Source organism: Psychrobacter glacincola, assembly GCF_904846075.1.
Classification (GTDB): domain Bacteria; phylum Pseudomonadota; class Gammaproteobacteria; order Pseudomonadales; family Moraxellaceae; genus Psychrobacter; species Psychrobacter glacincola_C.
This window is the reverse complement of sequence record NZ_CAJGZH010000001.1, coordinates 1,253,878-1,275,824: the sequence shown is the minus strand read 5'-3', so window position 1 is coordinate 1,275,824 and position 21,947 is coordinate 1,253,878. Positions and strand designations below refer to the sequence as shown.

The following is a 21,947-nucleotide window of genomic DNA, read 5'->3' as shown; positions in this document are numbered from 1 at the left end:
AGTTAGGTACTGAAAGTTAGTGAACATTACCTTAATTTCGAGTATCATTCGCTATTGCAAAATATCCTTATTAATTATAAGGTCATCACGCTTATAATCCTTGCCAAAAAATCTATGTGAGACATTGATAATGCAGCTATTTTGCATCAATTCTCCTATTCAACCTTAGAGTATGTTCTATCAAGGTTGCTTTATTTTTAACGCAATAATTTATTTTATCACCGAAATAGCTTAGAATAGCAACAATTAGCAAAATTAGGCACAGCCAAAGTGGCTTGATATTGTACATTTTCTAAGCCACAAACCCAGTGTGGGATAATCCCATTTCATTCACCTGGAGGAAGTATTAATGAGCCAAGCCGAAGGCGTTAACGTACAACGCCGTAGAGTTCTTATTGCCTCGACTGCCGCGATTGGTGCAGCTGGGGTAGCTGCTGTGGCAACACCTTTTGTCCGTTCTTGGTACCCAAGCGCTAAAGCTGAGGCTGCAGGGGCTGCAGTGACCCAAGATATTGGTTCTATCGAAGCAGGACAGATGATCGTTGTCAAATATCGCGGTAAACCCATTTTTGTGGTCAAACGCACAGAAGACATGCTAGCGACTTTAGCGTCAGTAAAACCTTTACTGTCTGACCCTGAATCTGATGCATCATTACAACCTGAATACTGTAAAAATCCAGAACGCTCTATCTCGCCAGAAGTATTGGTAGTAGAAGGCGTCTGTACACATTTAGGTTGTGCACCAAACTACCGTCCTGATGTTGGCGCGGCTGACTTGGGTGGTAATGATTGGTATGGCGGATTTTTCTGCCTATGCCACGGGTCTAAATATGACTTGGCGGGTCGCGTTTATAGTGGCGTTCCTGCACCGCTTAACTTACCTGTCCCAGATTACAACATGGATGGTACCATCTTGACGATTGGGGAGGCTTAATATGAGCATGGGTAAAAAGTTAATGCATTGGGTGGACGCACGCTTTCCAGCGACCGAAACCTATGAATACCATATGTCAAAGTACTATGCACCAAAAAACTTTAACTTTTGGTACTTTTTTGGCGTGTTATCAATGGTGGTATTGGTTAACCAATTGGTAACAGGTATTTGGCTAACCATGATGTACAACCCAAGTGCCGAAGGGGCATTTGCGTCTGTTGAATACATCATGCGCGATGTCAAAGGTGGTTGGCTCATCCGTTATATGCACTCAACTGGCGCATCTGCGTTCTTTGTGGTCGTCTATCTGCATATGTTCAGAGCACTGCTATATGGTTCATACCAGAAACCACGTGAGCTTATTTGGCTCATCGGTATGGGTATTTACTTAGCATTGATGGCAGAAGGTTTCTTCGGTTACCTACTTCCTTGGGGCAACATGTCATTTTGGGGTGCACAGGTTATCTTGAACCTTCCTGCTGCTCTACCTGTGATTGGTGATGGGCTTGCAGAATGGGTACGTGGTGATTATATTATCTCAGGTATCACCCTAAACCGCTTCTTTGCTCTACATGTGGTTGCTATCCCGCTCGTACTTGTGGGCTTAGTATTCATGCATATTGTAGCGCTACACCATGTGGGTTCGAACAACCCTGATGGTATTGATATCAAGAAGCTAAAAGATAAAAATGGTGTGCCGTTAGATGGTATTGAATTCCATCCGTACTACACAGTGCATGATATGATTGGTATCGTGGTCTTCTTTATCTTGTTCTTTGCAGTGGTATTCTTCTTCCCAGAAGGCGGCGGATTCTTCCTTGAGCCACCAAATTTTGAGACAGCGAATTCATTGAAAACACCAGCACACATTGCACCAGTATGGTATTACACGCCATTCTATGCCATTTTACGTGCGGTTCCTGACAAGTTGGGTGGTGTGATTGCGATGGGTGGTGCGATTGCCGTACTATTCTTGATACCATGGCTAGACAGATCGCCTGTACGCTCTATACGTTATAAAGGCATTTTATCTAAAATTGCTTTAACCGTGTTTGCGATTAGTTTCTTAGTTTTGGGTTACTTAGGCGCGACGCCAACGACACCAACAGCAACATTGATGGCTCGTATCTTCACTGTCTTGTATTTCTTGTTTTTCTTACTGATGCCAATTTATACCTCTATTGAGAAGTGTAAACAGCCACCAGAACGCGTTACCGGAGGTCACTGATGAACACGCTAATTAAATCCCTAGCGGGTCTAGGCTTAGGCGCGGCATTAACCTTGACGGCTGGTTCTGCACTGGCAGCTGGTGGCGGTGGATGTGGTACATTCACCAATGCTGAAGGTGTTGAAGAACACTTAGCTTGTAGTACTGCTCCTATTGATTTTACCAATAAGGGCTCACTACAAAACGGTGCGAAAATCTTTATGAACTACTGTGCTGGTTGTCACTCTGCACAGTATGTTCGTCACTCGCGCATTGCTAAAGATTTAGAGATACCACCTGAGTTGGTCGAAAAGTATTTGATGGTCACCACCGATCAAATCGGTGATCATATCAATGCTGAAATTGATCCTGAAGTACAAGCATCATGGTTTGGCGCAGCACCACCAGACTTATCACTTGAGACCAGACTACGTGGCGATGACTGGGTATATACTTACCTGTTATCGTTTTATGAAGACCCAAGCCGTCCTTGGGGTGCCAATAACTTAGTACTTGCCAATGCGGCGATCTCATGTATTGCATAATATGCAAGAAGAGCTGAGTGCTGAAGAGTTTGAATCTGAAGTGGGTGATTTGGTTAACTTTATGGCGTGGATGGCAGAGCCTAACCGTCATGACCGTCAAGTGATTGGCTTCTTTGTGATTTTATTCTTATTAGTATTACTCATTCCAGTTTACTTATTGAACAAAGAATTCTGGAAAGATGTAAAATAATTAAGTATTAAAAAATATATTTTTATCGAAAAAAAGGCACTACTCTGGTAGTGCTTTTTTTTGTCTCTTAAAAGACCATAAAACACTGAACCATTATTTAAAACAAGGCTCACCCGCAATGTTTACGTACCTTGCCTTGATAATCAGGGCAACTTTGTTTACGATGATAGGCTTTACTATTAACATTAGGCTTTCATGATTGATGCGAACGACATTCCAAGTCAAGGCTACGACCATGCAATGTTTACGTACCTTGCCTTGATAATCAGGGCAACTTTGTTTACGATGATAGGCTTTACTATTAACATTAGGCTTTCATGATTGATGCGAACGACATTCCAAGTAGTCAGCTGATTTTATACGCTGATGACGGCTACGACAGTCATGTAGTGCGCCTATTGCTTGAGGAAAAAAAGCTTGCCTATTATCTATCACGCTTGCACTCCGAACGGCCTGAAGATTTAACCGAGCTGAATCCCTATCACACCTTACCTGTTCTGCAACAACGTGAAATCGCACTGTATGAGATCAACGTTATCTTTGAGTATCTTGAAGAGCGTTACCATACAAACAAGCTACTGCCGGATACCCCGCAAGAGCGTGCCCAATTTCGCCAGCTGGCTTGGCGTATTCAGCATGATTGGCTGGTACTCGGTAAGCGTCTACTCATGCACCCTAATAGCTTTAATAAAGCACAAGCTGCTATTGCGAAAAAACAGTTAAGCGATTCTTTGATTACGTTGTCACCACTGTTTGCTCATAAACCTTATTTTATGGCAGATGATTTTGGCTGGTGTGATGTATTGTTAGCACCTTTGTTATGGCGACTTGAAGAAATGGGAATTGAGCTGCCACGTGCGATTAGTCGCCCTTTATTTGATTATCAACAGCGGGTCTTTGAGCGTACTAGCTTTCAAAAAAGTGTGCGTTAATTAGGGTGTATCCTCAATCTGGGTATTAAACCTTAGATGGGTCAAAAATGACTAAATCTTTGTCAAACTGTGTCAAATAGCTTGCTTATATTTCGATATTATCAGTACTACTTTCCTTGTTTGGCTGCAATTTTTATTACCATTTGCAAGAGCAGGACACACCCTAGACAATGCTTAACCGCTGTCTTAAAATAGAAAACAACAAAATATCTTTAGATTATTATATTCAAATTATCAGTATAGGAAACTCTTAGATGAGCGAAACCACCTCTATTACCCCAACACGTCCCTATATGGTGCGCGCGCTTTATCAGTGGATAGAAGACAATCAACTAACGCCTTACCTGATGGTTGATGCCACTGCCGAAAACGTACAGATTCCAAGGGAACACGTGCAAGATGGTCGTATTGTATTGAATATTGCCAGCCGTGCGACTGGTAATATGAGTATGGAAAATGATTATATTCATTTTAGTGCGCGTTTTGGCGGCGTGTCACAAGAGATTTGGGTACCAATGACGTCGGTGTTAGGTATTTATGCGAAAGAAAACTCGCAAGGGATGTTTTTTGACCCCAATGAATATGACGACTATCAACCTGAAGATGATGCGATAGTAAGCTCACAGAAGAGCCCTACTGCGACACCTAAAGCCAAACGTGATAATAAAGCAGGTTTAAAAGTATTGAAATAGTCAATTTTTCGGTATAAAAAAGGCTGATCGTATTATATACGGTCAGCCTTTTTGTGATTAATCTAAAAGATTTATCATTGTGCACTTTCAGTTAGCATATAAAATTACTAGGTTCTTGGCAATGTCACGCCGCGTTGACCTTGATACTTACCGCCGCGATCTTTATAGCTGGTTTCACATACGTCATCAGCATCACTTTGGAAAAATAGCATTTGTGCCACCCCTTCGCCTGCATAAATACGCGCTGGTAGATTGGTGGTATTACTAAATTCCAAAGTCACATGCCCTTCCCACTCAGGCTCCAGCGGCGTCACGTTGACGATAATTCCGCAACGGGCATACGTTGATTTACCAAGACAGATCGTCAATACATCGCGTGGAATACGGAAATATTCCATAGTGCGTGCTAGCGCAAACGAGTTTGGTGGAATAATGCACTCGTCACCGATGACATCAATAAAGCTTTTTTCATCAAAGTTTTTTGGATCTACAATCACTGAATGAACATTGGTAAAAACTTTAAATTCAGGCGCGCAGCGTACATCATAACCATAGCTTGACGTACCGTAGCTAACCAAACGCTCGCCTGCATCATTAAAACGTACTTGGCCCGCTTCAAACGGCTCAATCATGCCGTGTTCTTCAGCCATTTTACGAATCCAGCGGTCAGACTTGATAGACATTGTTGTTCCTTAGCAGCTATAAAATAAAATTTATGATATGAATGGTATTTTGATAGCGACGATTATACGGAATTGAGCGCTTAATTTATAGGCTTGCCTGCGTTTAATATAAATCTACAATCAATACGACAACCGCCTACCATTTTGCGAAATGATCTTCTGCTAAGCCCATTATCTTATCGATTTTAATCACGTCATCTTTTAGACGAATCTCACCACTATAAAAGCCAAGCCATTGCTCAAATATACTGGCAAGCACACCAAAGTTATCCGTCTTTTTATAAACGGTTATCGGCGTGAAGGTTAAGTCAATATCAACATTGCTCCAGCCTAGGTTTTGATGATAGATGCGCCAAGGCTGTCGCGTATTATCTATGGTTTTAGCAGTATCATCTTGCTCATTAGCTGGCAAATTTAAACCATCACGGACAAACATCACAGGCGGTAAATAATAAATCTGCCCATCTAGCCAGCACGCATTTTCGCTGACCCCTGTTTCATTGACGCCCATCGCTAGATTTAGGGCAAAATGACGACCGTCTGGCAAATAGCTATTGATACAACTCCAAAACCAATTGGTCTTGTGACGCATATAACCAAGCGTCCAATCGAGATTGGCGATAGTCGTTTCGGAAAAGTGAATTTGTTTGGCTTGAGCATCAGTGTTAAATTTTGAATGGGATTTAATCAGTAAATGACCAGATATACCCGTCAACGGTTCTTTTTGAGTAAAGGTCCAGCCGCGCCTGCCCGTTGGTGTGCAGACTGCTAATGGCGCTGATTGCCGCTGTAGCGTCGCATCAAGCGTAATGTGTTTACTGTCCAATGCTACTTCGATTTTTGAAGGCGTAAAATCCAATGTTAATGTGAGATTACTATGGGTAAATGCCATTTGCCCTTGATAGCAATCGCCTTCTAACTGTGTTTGATGCATCAACGGCTGCAATGCTTCACAAACCTCTAACTGCTCAATCTCATCGTTATAAAGATAAACAAAGGCACTGGTGGCCAACTTAATCGTTGCCAATGCTAGACAAACCCGATAAGGCGGCTGGATAATTTGAATAAAGCAGAATTGATTGGCTTTTAACTCTTTGCGCCAGTTTGGCAGCGTCTTTTGCGAAATAAGATGACTGTGATAGTCCAAATAATTGATATTCTTGACTTGAGCAAAAACACCAAAATGAGGCTGACCGTTTTGGATAAGCTCATCGAGCACAACTGGCTTACTGCTGGTAGATAAGTGTTGCTGATCTTGCTCATTACGATTTTGATTCATGATTGAGGCATCCTAGCCAAATTTTTCTAAAGGTACTATTTTTCCTTGATAACTCACGGTAGTATGTACAGTTTTTCTTTTTGCCTTCGCAGAACCCACAAAAAACGCTGCCGTTATCACCTTAACTTCAATGCTGGTCAATCCATCTGCCAACCTTTCCGTTACATTTTCTGATGCCGTTTGCTATTACCATCTTTAGAGTAGCAAACGGCCATCAGTTGATTGTTTGAGAGCTCAATCACATATAACGGCGGGCGGAATAATTTCAGTCACCTATACTGTTTGGGAATATTATCTAAATGTCATTGATAAATTGATAAGCTCAAAGTATTCCCTTTTTAAAACCCAAATCCTTATAAATTCATATACTTAGGCTATTTAGCTATCGCTAAAAATCATCGAGAACCGTTATAAAACTATTAAAAAATACGCTTATCATCGACAGGCTTGGCGAATTTATTAATATTGGCTTCGATATTTTTGGCAATGCTAATATAATATGGCGCAAACTCATCATCGGCTAATACGCTTGGCTCACCTTTATCCACTTGTGCACGAATACCACTGGCCAATGGCAACTGACCTAACAGCGGCACCTGATATTGCTCAGCGATTTTTTCGCCGCCACCTGTGCCAAAGATAGCTTCGGTATGATTACAGTTACTACAGGTATGCAGTGCCATGTTTTCGACCACGCCAAGTACTGGGATGTTGGTTTTGTTAAACATCTCAATACCTTTTTGTGCATCAAGTAAGGCAATATGCTGCGGCGTCGTGACAATCACGGCTCCCGTTACGGGAATACGCTGAGCTATTGTCAACTGAATATCGCCCGTACCTGGCGGCATATCAATAACTAAGTAATCTAGCTGCGGCCAGTTGGTTTGGTTATAAAGCTGCATCAGCGCACCAGTGGCTTTTGGTCCACGCCACGCGACAGGCGTATTGTCACCATCGAGCAAGCTACCAATCGATAACATTGCCATGCCGTGCGCATTGATAGGAACAAACTGCTCGTTTTCCAGCTCAGGTTTGACATTATCGACGCCCAGCATCGTTGGCATACTAGGACCATAAATATCGGCATCCAGTACGCCAACACGGTTGCCTAGCTTTTGTAATGCCAAAGCAATGTTGACCGTGGTAGTGGATTTACCAACACCGCCTTTACCCGACGCCACGACGATAATATGACGAATACGCGGATGCGCGGCGAGTGACGCTTGTGTCGGCGCGGCTTTAGTAATTGGTGGTTCAACAGTAGTATTGCTATCAGCATTTGCCGCTGGTTTATGTTGATTGTCCATGGCATTAGTGGTTTTTGGCATTGCTTTTGGCAGACTTGACCCCGAGCCTTTCGTCGGTGCGGGCAGACGAACATTCATGTGAATGGTTTTGATACCGTGCGGATGTAACAGTTGCCCAAGCTCTTGTTGGATAATTTCAGGATTACTATTTACGGGTAGACGCAAGTCTAAGGTGAGCTGGTCACCATCACGCTCGAGCCCCGTTACCATGGTGGCAATACTGACAGTACCTACCTCATAACCAAGCAGCACCTTGTCCACGGCACTATCGCGCTCTGCTCGCTGCTCTGGTGTTTCTGATTTTTTGGTTGAGGTTTTCTTCATAAAGTTAAACATAGCGACTATTACTGCCTATACAAGTGGGTGGGCATGGCAAAAACTCAGCGAATACTATCGTGAACAATACCGCTCGTGAGCGTATTAGCCAGACCTTTTATAGTGACAGTGTAGCTGAATTACCACTATAAAAAAACCACAACGCTAGTGGGACTAGGCTTTATAGCAGCGTTAACCGATAGACAAAAACTGTGAAGCAATAAACAAATAAATAAGTACGCCCGAGGCATCACAGACAGAGGTAATCAAAGGTGCACTGGCAGTGGCAGGATCAAAACCCAGTTTATTAAGCACAAAAGGTAAGCTCATACCAATCACACAACCAATCATCACCACCGACATCATACTCAGTGCCAGCACTAACGACACCACTGCATCACCACGTACATAACCGATGATTGAAATAGCCACCGCCATCGTCGCCCCAAGCATCAACGCAACCACCGCCTCTCGACCCAATAATGAAAACCAGTCACGCATGACCACATCGCCAGTCGCCAAAGCTCGCACCATCAAGGTCGCTGACTGCGAGCCAGCGTTACCACCACTGTCGACCAATAAAGGCAAAAAGAACACCAATACCAAATTGGCGGCAATCACATCTTCAAATTTTGCAATACTAAAGCCTGAGAGCAAGTTGCCAAATACCAAAAACACTAGCCAGAATACGCGCTTACGGTATAACACTCGAACGCTGACGTCTTTTAATTTGCCAACCATGGTCGAGACACCGCCCGACTTATGGAAATCATCGGTTGCCTCATCACTCGCCACATCCATCGCATCGTCGTGGGTAACAATACCGACCAAAGCACCACTATCATCGGTAATAGGCAGCGCAATTAAATCATAGCGAGCCACGACTTTCGCAACGTCTTCTTGATCATCATTGACATTACAAGACACTACTGTACTCATCATAATGTCATTAATCAGCTGTTCAGAAGCCGCTAAAATAAGTACTCGTAAAGAGACAACGCCTAATAATTTACGCTCGTCATCAATCACATACGCATGATAAATAGTCTCGGCATCAGGTGCTTCTAGGCGCAGTGCTGCCAATGCCTCAGAGACAGTCATATGAGCAGCTAAAGTCGCATAATCAGACGTCATCAACGCACCAGCAGTGCGCTCCTCATAGGCAGATAACTTACGAATATCTTCACGTTGTGCCTGTGCCAATGCTGGTAACAAAGCATCCCGCTGCTCCTGATTGAGGTGCTTATATAAGTCAGTACGCTCATCTGCGGGCATCTCGCCTACTATCTTTGCTAATATAGCCCGAGGAAATACATAGGCAAGTGCAACCTGAATATCCGTTTCTAAATAGGAGAACACGGTAGAACGATTGGGCAGATGCTCAAGTAGCTGCCATGCAAGATTTGGCTCCATGAGTGCTAGAACATCGGCAATATCAATCGGGCGCAAATTTTGAAGTTGATTGATTGATTGCTCAAACTGCTGTTGCTCGATAGCACGGCTTACTGTTACTGCAAGCGTTTTTGCAAAATCCTTATCATTCATTATACTTACTCCGTGCGACTCGAAACGCTATTCAAGCGCTCATAAAAAAGAGCCAATCTAATTGGCTCAAATTAATATAAAACTAGATGCTAATGGATTGGTCTTTTATTAGCAAGCCAATGATTCTTAAACCAATCAAACAACCCGCAAACCCATTAATTCACCACTCAGTTAATTCATAAACCAACCGTGACTGGCAACGATAGACTGACCTGTAAATACATTGCTCGGGAATGCTGCCAAAAATAGCGCTAACTGAGCAATATCGTCAACCGTCGTGAATTCTTTGTCTACCGTATTCACCAACATAATATCATTGACTACAGATTCTTCACTGATACCTTTTTCAGCCGCTTGTTGCGGAATTTGCTTTTCGACCAATGGCGTTTTGACAAACCCTGGGCAAATCACATGCGCGCGTACATTATGCTCAGCGCCTTCTTTAGCCAATACACGGCACAGCCCAAGTAACCCATGCTTTGCCGTGACATAAGGCGCCTTAAACATGGATGCTTCATGCGAATGTACCGAGCCCATATAAATGACCGTACCGCCTTTGTCATCTTTATACATGTGCTGTATCGCCGCTTTAGTGGTCAAAAACGCCCCATCTAAATGAATGGCAAGCATTTTTTTCCAATCCTCAAACGCCATTTTATGGATCGGATCGATGATCTGAATACCAGCATTGGAGACAAGAATATCAATACCACCAAAGGTATCAACTAATTGCTGCATGCCAGCGTTTACCGCCTCCTCTGAAGTGACATCCATGGCAATGGCAAATGCGCGTCCGCCTGCCGCTTTAATAGCATCAACGGTTTTCTGAGCGGCTTCAAGATTAATATCAGCAATACCAACCGATGCGCCTGCCTTCGCATAAGTTTCAGCGATATCACGTCCGATACCGCTGGCAGCGCCAGTGACCAATGCCACTTTGCCGGTCAAATCTTGTTGTAATGTGGTCGCCATATTTTATAGTCCATTATCAAATAGGTTTTTTAAAGGTCTGTGCCAAATATATCTAACAAGCTTATTGAGCAATGCTCACTGGCGTCTTTTCTTGTAGCTCATCAAAGCTAACGCCTTCTGCCAGCTCAACCAATTTCAAACCATTGTCAGTGACGTCTAGTACAGCAAGTTCGGTAATAATCCGATCAACCACCCCTTTGCCCGTCAATGGTAGCTCGCAATTGGCAAGGATTTTTGGCTCGCCGTGTTTATTGACTTGTTCCATCAAGACAATCACGCGCTGCACGCCAGCGACTAAATCCATCGCACCGCCCATGCCTTTGACCATTTTTTTGGGAATCATCCAGTTGGCCAAATCACCTTTTTCTGACACTTCCATCGCACCCAATATCGCAAGATTAACATGACCACCGCGAATCATCGCAAACGACTCTGAGCTACTAAAATAACTGGCACCCGCTTCGGCAGTGACGGTTTGTTTACCCGCATTAATCAAATCTGCATCGACATTTTCTGCCGTTGGAAACTCGCCGATACCTAATAGACCATTTTCAGACTGTAGCCAAACATCGACATCTTTGGGGATATAATTGGCGACTAGGGTTGGTAGTCCAATGCCTAAGTTGACATAATAGCCGTCTTGTAGCTCTTGTGCGGCACGCTGTGCCATCTGCTCTCTTGTCCATGCCATGATAACTTCCTTATTTTTATAACGACCCCAAAAAATATGATGAGCGGTGTGAAACTCGCTTAGTCTACTAAATGTAGCACTTTCACTCGTTTTCCTTGCCACTCAAATTTTTAGGAATAGTATTACAATATTCTATTATTAATTTAACACTTTAAAAAAATCTATAAAGCCTTTAACTAAGCGCCTTCAACGGCCTTAATCGTGGTTTTTTCAATACGCTTTTCAGGATTGCTATTCAAGACGATACGCTGCACAAAGATACCCGGCAGGTGCACGTCATCAGGATCAAAGGTGCCCGTCTCTACGATTTCTTCGACTTCAACAAGGGTAATTTTGCCTGCCATGGCGCAATCTGGATTGAAGTTACGCGCCGTCTTATTGAAGATTAAATTGCCCGCTTTGTCCGCTTTTTGCGCTTTGATTAATGACACATCAGCGCGTAATGAGTGCTCAAGTATATAAGTACGACCGTCAAAATCACGGGTTTCTTTGCCTTCAGCGACCAGTGTGCCGACGCCAGTGGCGGTGTAAAACGCAGGAATACCAGCACCGCCCGAACGTAGTTTTTCCGCTAAAGTCCCTTGCGGCGTTAATTCAACTTCTAACTCGCCTGCCAAGTATTGACGCTCAAATTCTTTATTTTCACCGACATAGGATGAAATCATTTTTTTAATCTGGCGCGTTTGCAATAGCAATCCTAAGCCAAAATCATCGACGCCTGCGTTATTACTGATACAGGTCAAATCCTTAACCCCGCTATCACGTAACGCTTCGATGAGCGCTTCAGGAATACCGCACAGACCAAAACCACCGATAGCGAGCGTTTGTCCATCGCTGACGATACCTTTTAGCGCTTCTTCGGCACTGCTATATACTTTTGATTGACTCATGCTTATCTCCTTGCAAGTCTATTTTTTGTTATTAACTTCTATCATCAATGATTATGAGTAGGTGACATCACTCAATACTTCCATATTTATATTAATACAGTTTCTATCGATATATCATAATTAAAAATCTTGTGCTAACTTACCATATTATTCTCGTAGCGAGAAGAGAATAACCATAGGAATATACAAGCCAGCGCAGTAGCGGTATATATGATGGGTCAATATCTTATTAAGACAAGATTTATGTTTAATAAAATATCAAATATTGCCTATTTTAAGTAATTTTATTGACCAATATCACTATGCTCTGCATACTCGCTGACTGAACTTTGCCAAGGAGGGCGATCATGTTTAGTACCTTTGCTATTGTCATTACTTTATTATTATTGATATTTTTTGCTTATCGCGGTTATTCCGTGCTGATATTAGCACCGATTATGGCGACATTAGCCGTAATATTATCAGGTGATTTTTTAAGCACGATTCCGGCCTATACCGATGTGTTTATGGGCGCATTGAGTGGATTTTTACTTAAGTTTTTTCCTATATTCTTGCTGGGTGCATTATTTGGGCGTTTGATGGCAGACTCTGGTGCGGCGACCGCGATTGCCAAAACCGTGGTCGAAAAGCTTGGTGCCAGCAAAGCCATCTTAGCCGTTATCTTAGTTTGTGCCATTTTAACCTATGGTGGCGTCTCTTTATTTGTCGTGGCATTTGCTATTTACCCAATCGCCAAAGACTTGTTTAAAGCCGCTGATATTCCTAAGCGCTTGATTCCAGCAGCGATTGCCTTAGGCTCATTCACCTTTACGATGACGGCATTGCCAGGTACGCCTGCCATTCAAAACGCCATTCCGATTCCTTATTATAATACCAACGTTTTTGCCGCGCCTATCTTGGGTATTATCGGCGGTACCATCATGTTTATTTGTGGTTGGTTATGGCTACAATCACGCGCCAGAAAAGCCAATGCAGCAGGCGAAGGCTATGGTCAGCATGACGAAGAGGATGTGGGCGGCGTTGGCGCAACCAAAAAAGAAACTGAGGTATTAAATACGCATCACACCTCATTTACTATTGCTATTATTCCACTGGTGTTGGTCATTGGCTTAAATGCTTTATTAACTTACGCTGTCTTTCCATCAGTGGATTTTAGCGGCTTACAAGCTCAGTTTCCTGATCTAAATATCGCAGGCTCACTGGGTTTATGGTCAATTATCATCTCGTTAGTCGTGGCTTGTGCGGTGTTAATTTTGCTACGTATCGGTCATTGGAATAATCTGCAAAAAACCATCAACCGTGGTACTTATGATTCGATGTTGCCGATTTTTAATACCGCCTCAGAAGTTGGTTACGGCGCGGTTATCGCCTCGTTAGCAGGCTTCCTTATCATTCGTGACAGTATCTTAAATCTAACGCCTGACAACCCTTTAATCTCAGAAGCAGTGGCGATGACCACGCTTGCTGGTATTACTGGCTCATCGTCTGGAGGTTTGAGTATTGCCTTATCGACGTTGGGTGAAGACTATTTAAGAATGGCGGTCGCAGCGGGTATTGACCCAGAGCTCATGCACCGTGTTGCTGTGATGGCAGCAGGTGGTTTGGATACGCTACCGCATAGTGGCGCGGTCATCACCTTACTTGCGATTTGTGGTTTGACCCATAAGCAGTCTTATCTAAACGTCGCCATGGTAACGATGGTGATTCCACTTATTGCTGTGGTCGCCGTTATCATTTTAGGGACAATGTTTGGCTCGTTCTAATGTCCTAGAATGATGCATTTATTAAACCTTAAAGATAATTAAATTTAACGATTATTGCTTGATACCAAAGAGCCCACTGAGCGATTGCTTGGTGGGTTTTTTATGCACGCTTTCTCATTACTACCTCTAAATACAACCGACTATTTATCTCTCATAATTGATTGACACTCTATATACCGTATAGAGTTAATCGCTTTATTAGCGACTATATTAATTACTCAGGTAATGTCACAAATTTGGCCGAATTACGGTATCATAGGCACACTTTTTTAAATTTTTATTTGCTTAATACGTTTTAGCATTGATAGTTTGATATTAATAGTATCGCGTCTAATAGCTCAAAATCGCTTAAGACGTTTGATAACCAACCCGTTTATATAAAAATATAGGTGATAAAAGTGCGTGAGATTCTAGTAACCAGTGCGCTGCCCTACGCCAATGGCTATATCCATTTGGGGCATCTTGTAGAATATATTCAGACCGACATTTGGGCGCGTGCCATGAAAGCGCAAGGTCATCAGGTCACTTATGTCTGCGCAGACGATGCACACGGTACGGCAATCATGCTCAAAGCAGAGGCCAATGGCGTCACGCCAGAGGAACAAATTGCCTCGGTGAAAGCGTCGCATGAAGCAGATTTTGCTAAATTTTTGATTAACTTTGACAATTATCACTCCACCCACTCAGAAGAAAACAAGCATTTTTCTGAGCTGATTTATCGTCGCTTGAATGATGCTGGGCATATTAGTACCAAAGATGTCGAACAATTATTTGACCCTGAAAAACAGCTATTTTTAGCCGATCGTTTTGTCAAGGGTACTTGCCCTGAATGCGCAGCGGCAGATCAATACGGCGATAACTGTGAAGTCTGCGGTACGACCTATGATGCAACGGATCTTAAAGACCCGCATTCAACGCTATCAGATGCCACGCCTATTCTAAAAACGTCCAAGCATTACTTCTTTAATTTGCCTGAATTTGAGCAATTCTTAAAAGATTGGACGCGTAGTGACAATCGCTTGCAAACATCGGTCGCCAATAAGCTACAAGAATGGTTTGAAGCAGGTCTGGCAACGTGGGATATCTCTCGTGATGCGCCCTACTTTGGTTTTCAGATTCCAGATACCCCAAGCGATGAGCCAGACAAATATTTTTATGTATGGCTCGATGCGCCAGTCGGTTACATGGCGAGCTTCAAAAACCTATGCGATAAGCGCGCAGGTACAGACGAGGCGCTTGATTTCGACCGTTATTGGATGCAAGAAAACGAACATAAAACCGAGGTGTATCACTTCATCGGTAAAGACATCGTTTATTTCCATGCGCTATTTTGGCCTGCCATGCTAGCCGGTAGTGAGTTCCGTACACCAACGGGTGTTTTTGCTCATGGCTTCTTGATGGTCAATGGCGAAAAAATGAGTAAGTCACGCGGTACTTTTATTAAAGCTGAAACGTATGCTGATCACTTACATCCTGAATACTTGCGTTATTATTTTGCTAGTAAACTGTCTGATAAAGTCGAGGATATCAACCTTGATTTAGAAGACTTCATGCAAAAGGTTAACTCTGACTTGGTTGGTAAAGTGGTCAATATCGCCAGTCGCAGCGCTGGATTCTTGGTCAAAAAGTACGATGGCATGCTATCAGAGATTTGCGTCGAGTCAGAGCTGTTAGAAGACATCACCAAAACGGGCGATGAGATTGCAGCAGCCTATGAGAATCGTGAGTTCTCACGTGCTATGCGCTTAATCATGCAGTGTGCGGACAAAGCCAACGAATATATCGATGCTAAGAAACCATGGTCGCTTGCGAAGCAAGAAGGTACCGAACAAGAAGTTCAAGATGTCTGCTCGGTCGCTATCAATATTTTCCGTCAATTGATGGTATATCTAGCGCCTGTACTGCCTGAACTGACTAATAATGCGAAAGAATTCTTGAACCTTGATGACCTAAGCTTTGCCAGTCGTAACGAGTGGCTGCTGGGGCACAAGATCAATAAGTTCAAGCCTTTAATGCAGCGTATTGAAGAAAAAGACGTTGCCGCGATGGTTGAGGCCTCAAAAGAGTCTTTAGCTCAAGCTGCTGCCCCAGTGGCTAGCAAAGCAGTTGCTAAAAAAGATAATAAGCCAGCAAAAGAAGCTGGTACTGATATAGATGCTGAGACAAATACTGAGCAAGCTGACTATATCGGCATCGAAGACTTTGCCAAAGTTGAGATGAAAGTCGCTCACGTTTTAGCCTGCAATCATGTCGAAGGCGCAGATAAGCTTTTACAATTTACCTTGGACGTTGGCGAAGACAAACCACGCAATGTGTTTAGCGGCATCCGTAAGTTTTATGAGCCTGAGCAATTGCTAGATAAAAAGGTCATTTGCGTGACCAATCTTGCCCCGCGTAAGATGAAGTTTGGTGTCTCAGAAGGTATGGTGCTATCAACTGGCAATCCAAAAACTCAGCTGACAGTGGTTACTTTACCTGACAACTGCGTGATTGGCGATGTGCTTGCTTAATAGTTAGGCTTACTCAACAAACAAAAAAGATGTCCAGCTGGGCATCTTTTTTATTGTCCAAAAACTATCGCTGGTCAATCGCAAAAATCAGTGCTTATATAGAGAATAATATCGATGAATATTGATTCAGCACGTTCTTTATAGAGGTAATGACAAACGCGTTTTAATTTCTTATTGCCATAAGTTACATTACTGTCATAATATGGACGTAATGATCAATGGATTGATTACTTTGATGTTAGCCCGTTATCTCAGCATGCACATAACATTGACTCGGGTAACCTGCACTCTCTAACCTATGAGCCCCAATAAAATGACCTTTGCTACTACTTTACGCTTCAGCCTATTCGGTGCTGCTATGAGCGCCGCGCTTGGATTAATTGGCTGCTCAAACACGACCGACACTGCCGCAACGACAGATACAAGTGCCGCCGCAGATTCTGACAAGCCTGCCAAGACATTAGCCATCACTCAAATCGTCGAACATCCTTCGTTAGATGCGATGCGCCGCGGCATTATTGATGAGTTGGCAGATAATGGCTATGTTGAAGGCCAAAATCTAACCATTAATTTTCAAAGTGCTCAGGGCAATACAGCGACAGCAGGTCAGATTGCTAAGCAGTTTGCAGGAGACAATCCAGATGCCATCGTGGCAATCTCGACGCCATCAGCTCAGTCTATCGTTGCGTCAACTAAGACGGTTCCGGTTATTTATACGGCTATTTCAGACCCTGTCGCAGCAAAGCTCATTAATGAGAACAATACGCCCATCCAATCTAATGTGACAGGACTGTCTAGTGAGCTACCTATCGAGCCGCAACTAGACAATATTCAAAAAATTGCGCCCAATGCAAAAACCATTGGCTATGTTTATAGTCCAGGTGAGGTCAATTCGGTGGTGGTACTCAATCAACTTAAAAAAGCTGCGCCTGCGCGTGGTCTTAAGATATTAGACGTCACCGCCAATCGCCCAACGGATGTGGCGATGGCGACTCGTAGCCTTGCTGGTCGTGTTGATGTGATTTATACCTCACTAGATAACAATGTGGTATCCGCCTTTGAAGCGATGGCAGGTGCTGCCAATGAGCTTGATATTCCTGTCATTGCCTCAGACGAGTTCAGTGTGCGACGTGGTGCGACTGCGGCGCTTGGTGTCAATGATTATGACTTTGGTCGTACCACAGGCAAAATGGTGTATCGTGTGTTAAATGGCGAAGCAGTTAGCAGCGTTAAGCCTGAAGTGATGAATACTTTAACCTTATATGCAAGCCCGAAACATGCGGCTGAGCAAGGCGTCAGCCTGACTGATGAGCTGCTAAAAAATGCCATTAATGTCGACAAACAAGCGCAGAGTTCGGATAAATAATACGGATAAATAGTTTTGACAAGTAGCACTGACAAATAACATTTAGCCTTCTATACAGATAACTGCTTTACCCTTTATCCATCTATACCTTTTATCTATAAATTAAATAATGTACGGACACATTATTATTTTCAGGAGTGAGACCCATGTTGTATCAAAATCGTTTTGGTCATTTTAACTTTAGTAAAGCACTATTATTAGGTGGTGTTTGTACGGCCATCTTAACTGGCTGTAATCAATCAGCACAAGATACCAGCACCACTGATACAGCTGCGACTGGCGATGCAGCCACAGCGATGAAGACTGTCGCCATTACAGCTATCGTCGAACATCCAGCGCTTGATGACGTCCGTAAGGGCGTTATCGACGAGCTTAATGAAGCAGGCTTTAAGGATGGTGAAAACTTAACGGTTAATTTCCAAAGCGCACAGGGTAACACTGCCACTGCTGGACAGATTGCTAAGCAATTCGTCGCAGACAATTCAGACGTTATCGTTGCGATTGGTACTCCATCAGCGCAGTCAGTAGCTGCTGCTACGAGCAGTATCCCTTTAGTATTCTCAGCAGTCACTGACCCAGTTGCCGCCAAACTAGTGACCAAACTAGATGGCTCTGGCACCAATGTCACTGGCGGCTCTGATGCCCTGCCTTATGAGCCACAAATTGAATTGATGCGTCAAATCATTCCTAGTCTAAAAAATGTCGGCTATGTTTATAGCCCAGGCGAAGTCAACTCAACGATTATCTTGAAAAACTTAAAAGAAAAATTGACACCACTAGGTATCAATGTACTCGAAGCCCCTGCCCAGCGTAGTACTGATATTGCGATGGCAGCACGTAGCCTCCAAGGTAAGGTCGATATGATCTACACATCAACCGATAATAACGTCGTATCGGCTTACGAATCACTATATCAAGTCGCCAAAGAGAGCAAAATTCCACTGATTGCGTCTGACACTAGCTCAGTTAAGCGTGGTGCGATTGCCGCATTGGGCGTGAATTACTACGAGCTTGGTCGCGAAACAGGCAAAATCGTGGTACGTATTTTAAATGGTGAAAAAGCAGGTGCTATTCCTGTCTACACCCCGCAAATGTTGGATCTATACGTTAGTCCAAAGCATGCCAAAGAAGAAGGTATCACTTTGTCACAAGCGGTTATCGATAAAGCAAAAGAAGTGGTAGAATAACGCACTTTTATAGCTAGCTCATTACAGCTATCATAAGGTAGATACCGAGTTTGATGGATTTGGTGTCAGCCGTCATCTACCTTTATGCGATGAGGCTAAATGTTTAACCTCAGAAACCCAGCTATGAATCAGTAGGCTGGGCTTCTTATTTAAACCACATTGATTAAATATAAAGTATTTGCGACGTTTCTAAATTTGCCCTTTTTTTAATCAAAGCTTTGAACCTAGGTAGCTTATGATAGCTGTTGATCGTGACATGTTTTGGTTTACCCTAACCGCAGATTGTTTAATCTGTTAAATTCACCGCTTAGTCGTTTAGCTAAAATTGACGTATGGATGAGACAGCGCTGATCTATATCACGCACTCATTCTATGAATCGATATTAGAACGTTAGTGGCTAAACGCTTGGTTATGACTTACTGATCTCTTATGTCTTTAATTGCTTTTTTTGGTGCACTTGAAAGCGGTCTGATTTATGGCCTAGTAGCACTTGGTGTGCTGATCTCATTTCGCACCCTCGACTTCCCCGACTTGACCGCTGACGGTAGCTTTCCACTAGGTGGGGCTGTCGCCGGTATTTCTATCATCGCTGGTGTCAACCCATGGCTTGCCTGTGCTTTTGGTATGTTGGCAGGTTCCGTCGCTGGTATTGTTACGGCATGGCTACACGTCAAACTTGGCATCCTGCAACTACTTGCCAGTATCTTGGTGATGGTCGCACTATACTCTATCAATTTACGGATTATGGGTGCACCGAACTTGCCATTATTGGGTGAAACCACGGTCTTTAGCACCTTGGTCACGGATGGCAACGGCTATTGGATGCGCTGTCTGATTATTGGTGTCGTGGTGATAGCTGCCATGTTATTTTTAAACTGGTTCTATAGTACTGAAACGGGTCTTTCGATGCGGGCGACGGGCTCCAACCTCCGCATGGCACAGGCGCAAGGCATCAATACCTCATGGATGACCATCATCGGTATGGCGATTTCTAACGGTTTGATTGCTCTAGCAGGTGCATTGTTTGTACAGACCCAAGGTGGCGCAGATATCTCGATTGGTATTGGTACTATTGTCATTGGTCTGGCAGCGGTCATCATTGGTGAAACCATCATTCCTGCCAAGCGTATTTGGCTGATTACCTTTGCCGTGGTCGTCGGTGCGGTATTATACAAGCTATTTATTCAGGTGGCGCTATCGAGCGATACGCTACGTAGTATCGGCTTTGGCCCGCAAGATTTAAACTTGATTACAGCGCTACTCGTCGTATTTGCCTTGGTATTGCCAAAAGCTAAAAATAAATTTTTAAGTCGTAAAGTTCGGGCTTAATGTCAATGTGCAACCATAAGGAATAATTATTATGATGCAAGCTACAGATTTGCGGTTGACCTTTAATCCTGGAACGCCCATTGAAAACCTTGCCCTACGCGGTATCAATCTTAATATCGCTGATGGAGAATTTGTCACCGTCATCGGTACCAATGGCGCGGGTAAATCAACCTTTTTAAATGCAGTCAGTGGTACCACGCGCGTCGATAGTGGTTCAATCTTATTAAATGGCATTGATGTTACCAAAAAGACCGCGCACCAACGCGCTCATTGGGTAGCTCGTGTCTTCCAAGACCCGATGGCGGGGACTTGTGAAGCATTGACCATTGAAGAAAACATGGCGCTGGCTTATAAGCGCGGCGGCAAACGTGGTTTGAGCTTTGCACTCAACCAAAATAACCGTGATTTATTTCGCGAAAAATTATCAGTATTAAAATTGGGGCTAGAAAATCGTTTGACCGACCGTATGGGTCTGTTATCCGGTGGTCAACGTCAAGCCGTCAGCCTATTGATGGCTTCACTGCAACCTTCCAAAATTTTATTGCTTGATGAGCACACTGCGGCCCTCGACCCTAAGACTGCTGCCTTCGTTTTAGAATTGACCGATAAGATTGTGACGGACAATCAGCTCACAACGATGATGGTTACCCACTCGATGCAGCAGGCATTGGCGCATGGCACCAGAACAGTGATGTTACATCAAGGACAAGTGGTATTAGATGTGGCTGGCGATAAACGTCAAGGCATGACTGTACATGACTTACTTGATATGTTTGAGCAAACTCGCGGCGAAAAAGTCGAAGATGATAGCTTGATATTGAGTTAAATAACTTAGCAAAATTCTTCAACTTTTGAAAAAATAGAACGTCTGTTTAATATCAGGCGTTTTTTTATGACTGCTTTAATTGATACGACTGTCTTAATTTTTAAGCATCAAGCAATACTAACTTTTGAATCAACTCACTGACATGTTGTGACTTCATTTTTTTCATCACTTGTGAACGATGCACCTCTACCGTACGGACGGAAACGTCTAAATGATCAGCGATATTTTTATTCAAATTACCTTCTAACAATTCATTGGCAACCTGCTTTTCTTTATCGGTCAGCTGCGCATAGAGCTTTTTAATATCATAAAGCGTGGCGCGTTTTATAGTGAGGTCTTGCGCACATGCAAGCGCTTCTTGTAGCCGGCGGCTATTAATCGGTTTTTCCAGATAATCAGCCGCACCTTGCTTCAGCATATTGACAGCTTCAGCAATCTCGCCATTTCCCGTTAGCGCTATCAATGCCATAGGGCTGTCCTGTTGACTAAGATGCACTTGTAGCGCTTGACCACTCATCTCTGGCATCATCAAATCACTCACAATCACTGCTGGACGATAAATATTAACTTGTTGCAAAAACGTTAGCGCACTTGCCCACACTTTGGTCGATAGCCCTAAGCTGCTAATCAAAAAATCACAGGACATGCGCACACTTTCTTCGTCGTCAATGATATGAATGATAATCGATTCTGGTGTAATGCCTGATAAATCGTCAGACAGATGACTGCTTTTATCTTGCCAGCACGTAGGCTCATTTGAGAGTTGATTAGACGTCATATGTG

At 43.3% G+C, this 21,947-nt stretch carries 18 protein-coding genes and 1 pseudogene; 11 read left to right on the top strand and 8 right to left on the bottom strand.

What is annotated here, in order from left to right; genetic code table 11:
* Positions 1-349 precede the first annotated feature (349 nt).
* The 5 genes and pseudogenes from petA to JMW85_RS05435 all read left to right on the top strand — a co-directional run bounded on the left by petA (position 350) and on the right by JMW85_RS05435 (position 4,500).
* The gene (petA, locus tag JMW85_RS05455) at positions 350-934 is read left to right on the top strand and encodes a ubiquinol-cytochrome c reductase iron-sulfur subunit (protein WP_201581152.1); all 585 of its coding nucleotides are present in this window, start codon (positions 350-352) and stop codon (positions 932-934) included.
* A 22-nt stretch (positions 935-956) separates the two neighbouring features.
* Complete coding sequence (locus JMW85_RS05450; RefSeq protein WP_173936707.1) at positions 957-2,162, top strand: cytochrome b; 1,206 nt, start codon at positions 957-959, stop codon at positions 2,160-2,162.
* Positions 2,162-2,876 (top strand): annotated as a pseudogene (locus JMW85_RS05445) (cytochrome c1). The gene JMW85_RS05450 and the pseudogene JMW85_RS05445 overlap by 1 nt, the downstream one beginning before the upstream one ends.
* Before the next feature lie 317 nt (positions 2,877-3,193).
* Complete coding sequence (locus tag JMW85_RS05440) at positions 3,194-3,808, top strand: glutathione S-transferase N-terminal domain-containing protein (protein WP_198329725.1); 615 nt, start codon at positions 3,194-3,196, stop codon at positions 3,806-3,808.
* 254 nt (positions 3,809-4,062) lie between these two features.
* Positions 4,063-4,500 carry a ClpXP protease specificity-enhancing factor gene (locus tag JMW85_RS05435; protein WP_201581151.1) on the top strand — a complete coding sequence of 146 codons (438 nt, stop codon included), beginning with the start codon at positions 4,063-4,065 and terminating at the stop codon, positions 4,498-4,500.
* A 107-nt stretch (positions 4,501-4,607) separates the two neighbouring features.
* On the opposite strand, the gene dcd is transcribed toward JMW85_RS05435, so the two are convergent.
* From dcd to JMW85_RS05400, 7 genes are all read right to left on the bottom strand, one after another.
* On the bottom strand, positions 4,608-5,183 hold the full coding sequence (gene dcd / locus JMW85_RS05430; protein WP_011513914.1) for a dCTP deaminase: 576 nt from the start codon (positions 5,181-5,183) through the stop codon (positions 4,608-4,610).
* A 136-nt stretch (positions 5,184-5,319) separates the two neighbouring features.
* Positions 5,320-6,462 carry a DUF2804 domain-containing protein gene (locus JMW85_RS05425; protein WP_201581150.1) on the bottom strand — a complete coding sequence of 381 codons (1,143 nt, stop codon included), beginning with the start codon at positions 6,460-6,462 and terminating at the stop codon, positions 5,320-5,322.
* Between the two features lie 419 nt (positions 6,463-6,881).
* Positions 6,882-8,105 carry an iron-sulfur cluster carrier protein ApbC gene (apbC, locus tag JMW85_RS05420; RefSeq protein WP_201581149.1) on the bottom strand — a complete coding sequence of 408 codons (1,224 nt, stop codon included), beginning with the start codon at positions 8,103-8,105 and terminating at the stop codon, positions 6,882-6,884.
* A gap of 171 nt (positions 8,106-8,276) precedes the next feature.
* Positions 8,277-9,629 (bottom strand): magnesium transporter, encoded by a 1,353-nt coding sequence (gene mgtE / locus JMW85_RS05415; RefSeq protein ID WP_201581148.1) that lies wholly within the window; start codon positions 9,627-9,629, stop codon positions 8,277-8,279.
* Positions 9,630-9,800: 171 nt separating this feature from the next.
* The gene (locus JMW85_RS05410) at positions 9,801-10,601 is read right to left on the bottom strand and encodes a 3-hydroxybutyrate dehydrogenase (RefSeq protein ID WP_201581147.1); all 801 of its coding nucleotides are present in this window, start codon (positions 10,599-10,601) and stop codon (positions 9,801-9,803) included.
* A 61-nt stretch (positions 10,602-10,662) separates the two neighbouring features.
* Entirely contained in the window at positions 10,663-11,292 is a 630-nt protein-coding gene (locus tag JMW85_RS05405; protein WP_045455208.1) for a CoA transferase subunit B, read from the bottom strand.
* A 176-nt stretch (positions 11,293-11,468) separates the two neighbouring features.
* Positions 11,469-12,182, bottom strand: coding sequence for a CoA transferase subunit A (locus JMW85_RS05400; protein WP_201581146.1), 714 nt, complete (start codon positions 12,180-12,182; stop codon positions 11,469-11,471).
* Positions 12,183-12,529: 347 nt separating this feature from the next.
* Here JMW85_RS05400 and JMW85_RS05395 point away from each other — a divergent pair, with 347 nt between their 5' ends.
* From JMW85_RS05395 to JMW85_RS05370, 6 genes are all read left to right on the top strand, one after another.
* Positions 12,530-13,945, top strand: a complete 1,416-nt coding sequence (locus JMW85_RS05395; protein WP_201581145.1) for a GntP family permease — start codon at positions 12,530-12,532, stop codon at positions 13,943-13,945.
* A 398-nt stretch (positions 13,946-14,343) separates the two neighbouring features.
* Positions 14,344-16,455, top strand: a complete 2,112-nt coding sequence (metG, locus tag JMW85_RS05390) for a methionine--tRNA ligase (RefSeq protein ID WP_201581144.1) — start codon at positions 14,344-14,346, stop codon at positions 16,453-16,455.
* 313 nt (positions 16,456-16,768) lie between these two features.
* Positions 16,769-17,821: an ABC transporter substrate-binding protein gene (locus tag JMW85_RS05385; protein WP_109590279.1), complete on the top strand. Its 1,053-nt coding sequence runs from the start codon at positions 16,769-16,771 to the stop codon at positions 17,819-17,821.
* Between the two features lie 146 nt (positions 17,822-17,967).
* On the top strand, positions 17,968-19,008 hold the full coding sequence (locus JMW85_RS05380; protein WP_201581143.1) for an ABC transporter substrate-binding protein: 1,041 nt from the start codon (positions 17,968-17,970) through the stop codon (positions 19,006-19,008).
* Between the two features lie 430 nt (positions 19,009-19,438).
* Complete coding sequence (locus JMW85_RS05375) at positions 19,439-20,338, top strand: ABC transporter permease (protein WP_045446789.1); 900 nt, start codon at positions 19,439-19,441, stop codon at positions 20,336-20,338.
* A gap of 31 nt (positions 20,339-20,369) precedes the next feature.
* Positions 20,370-21,164, top strand: coding sequence for an ABC transporter ATP-binding protein (locus JMW85_RS05370; RefSeq protein ID WP_201581142.1), 795 nt, complete (start codon positions 20,370-20,372; stop codon positions 21,162-21,164).
* Between the two features lie 100 nt (positions 21,165-21,264).
* Here JMW85_RS05370 and JMW85_RS05365 read toward each other — a convergent pair whose 3' ends face one another.
* Positions 21,265-21,942, bottom strand: a complete 678-nt coding sequence (locus JMW85_RS05365; RefSeq protein WP_201581141.1) for a response regulator transcription factor — start codon at positions 21,940-21,942, stop codon at positions 21,265-21,267.
* Between the last annotated feature and the right edge of the window lie 5 nt (positions 21,943-21,947).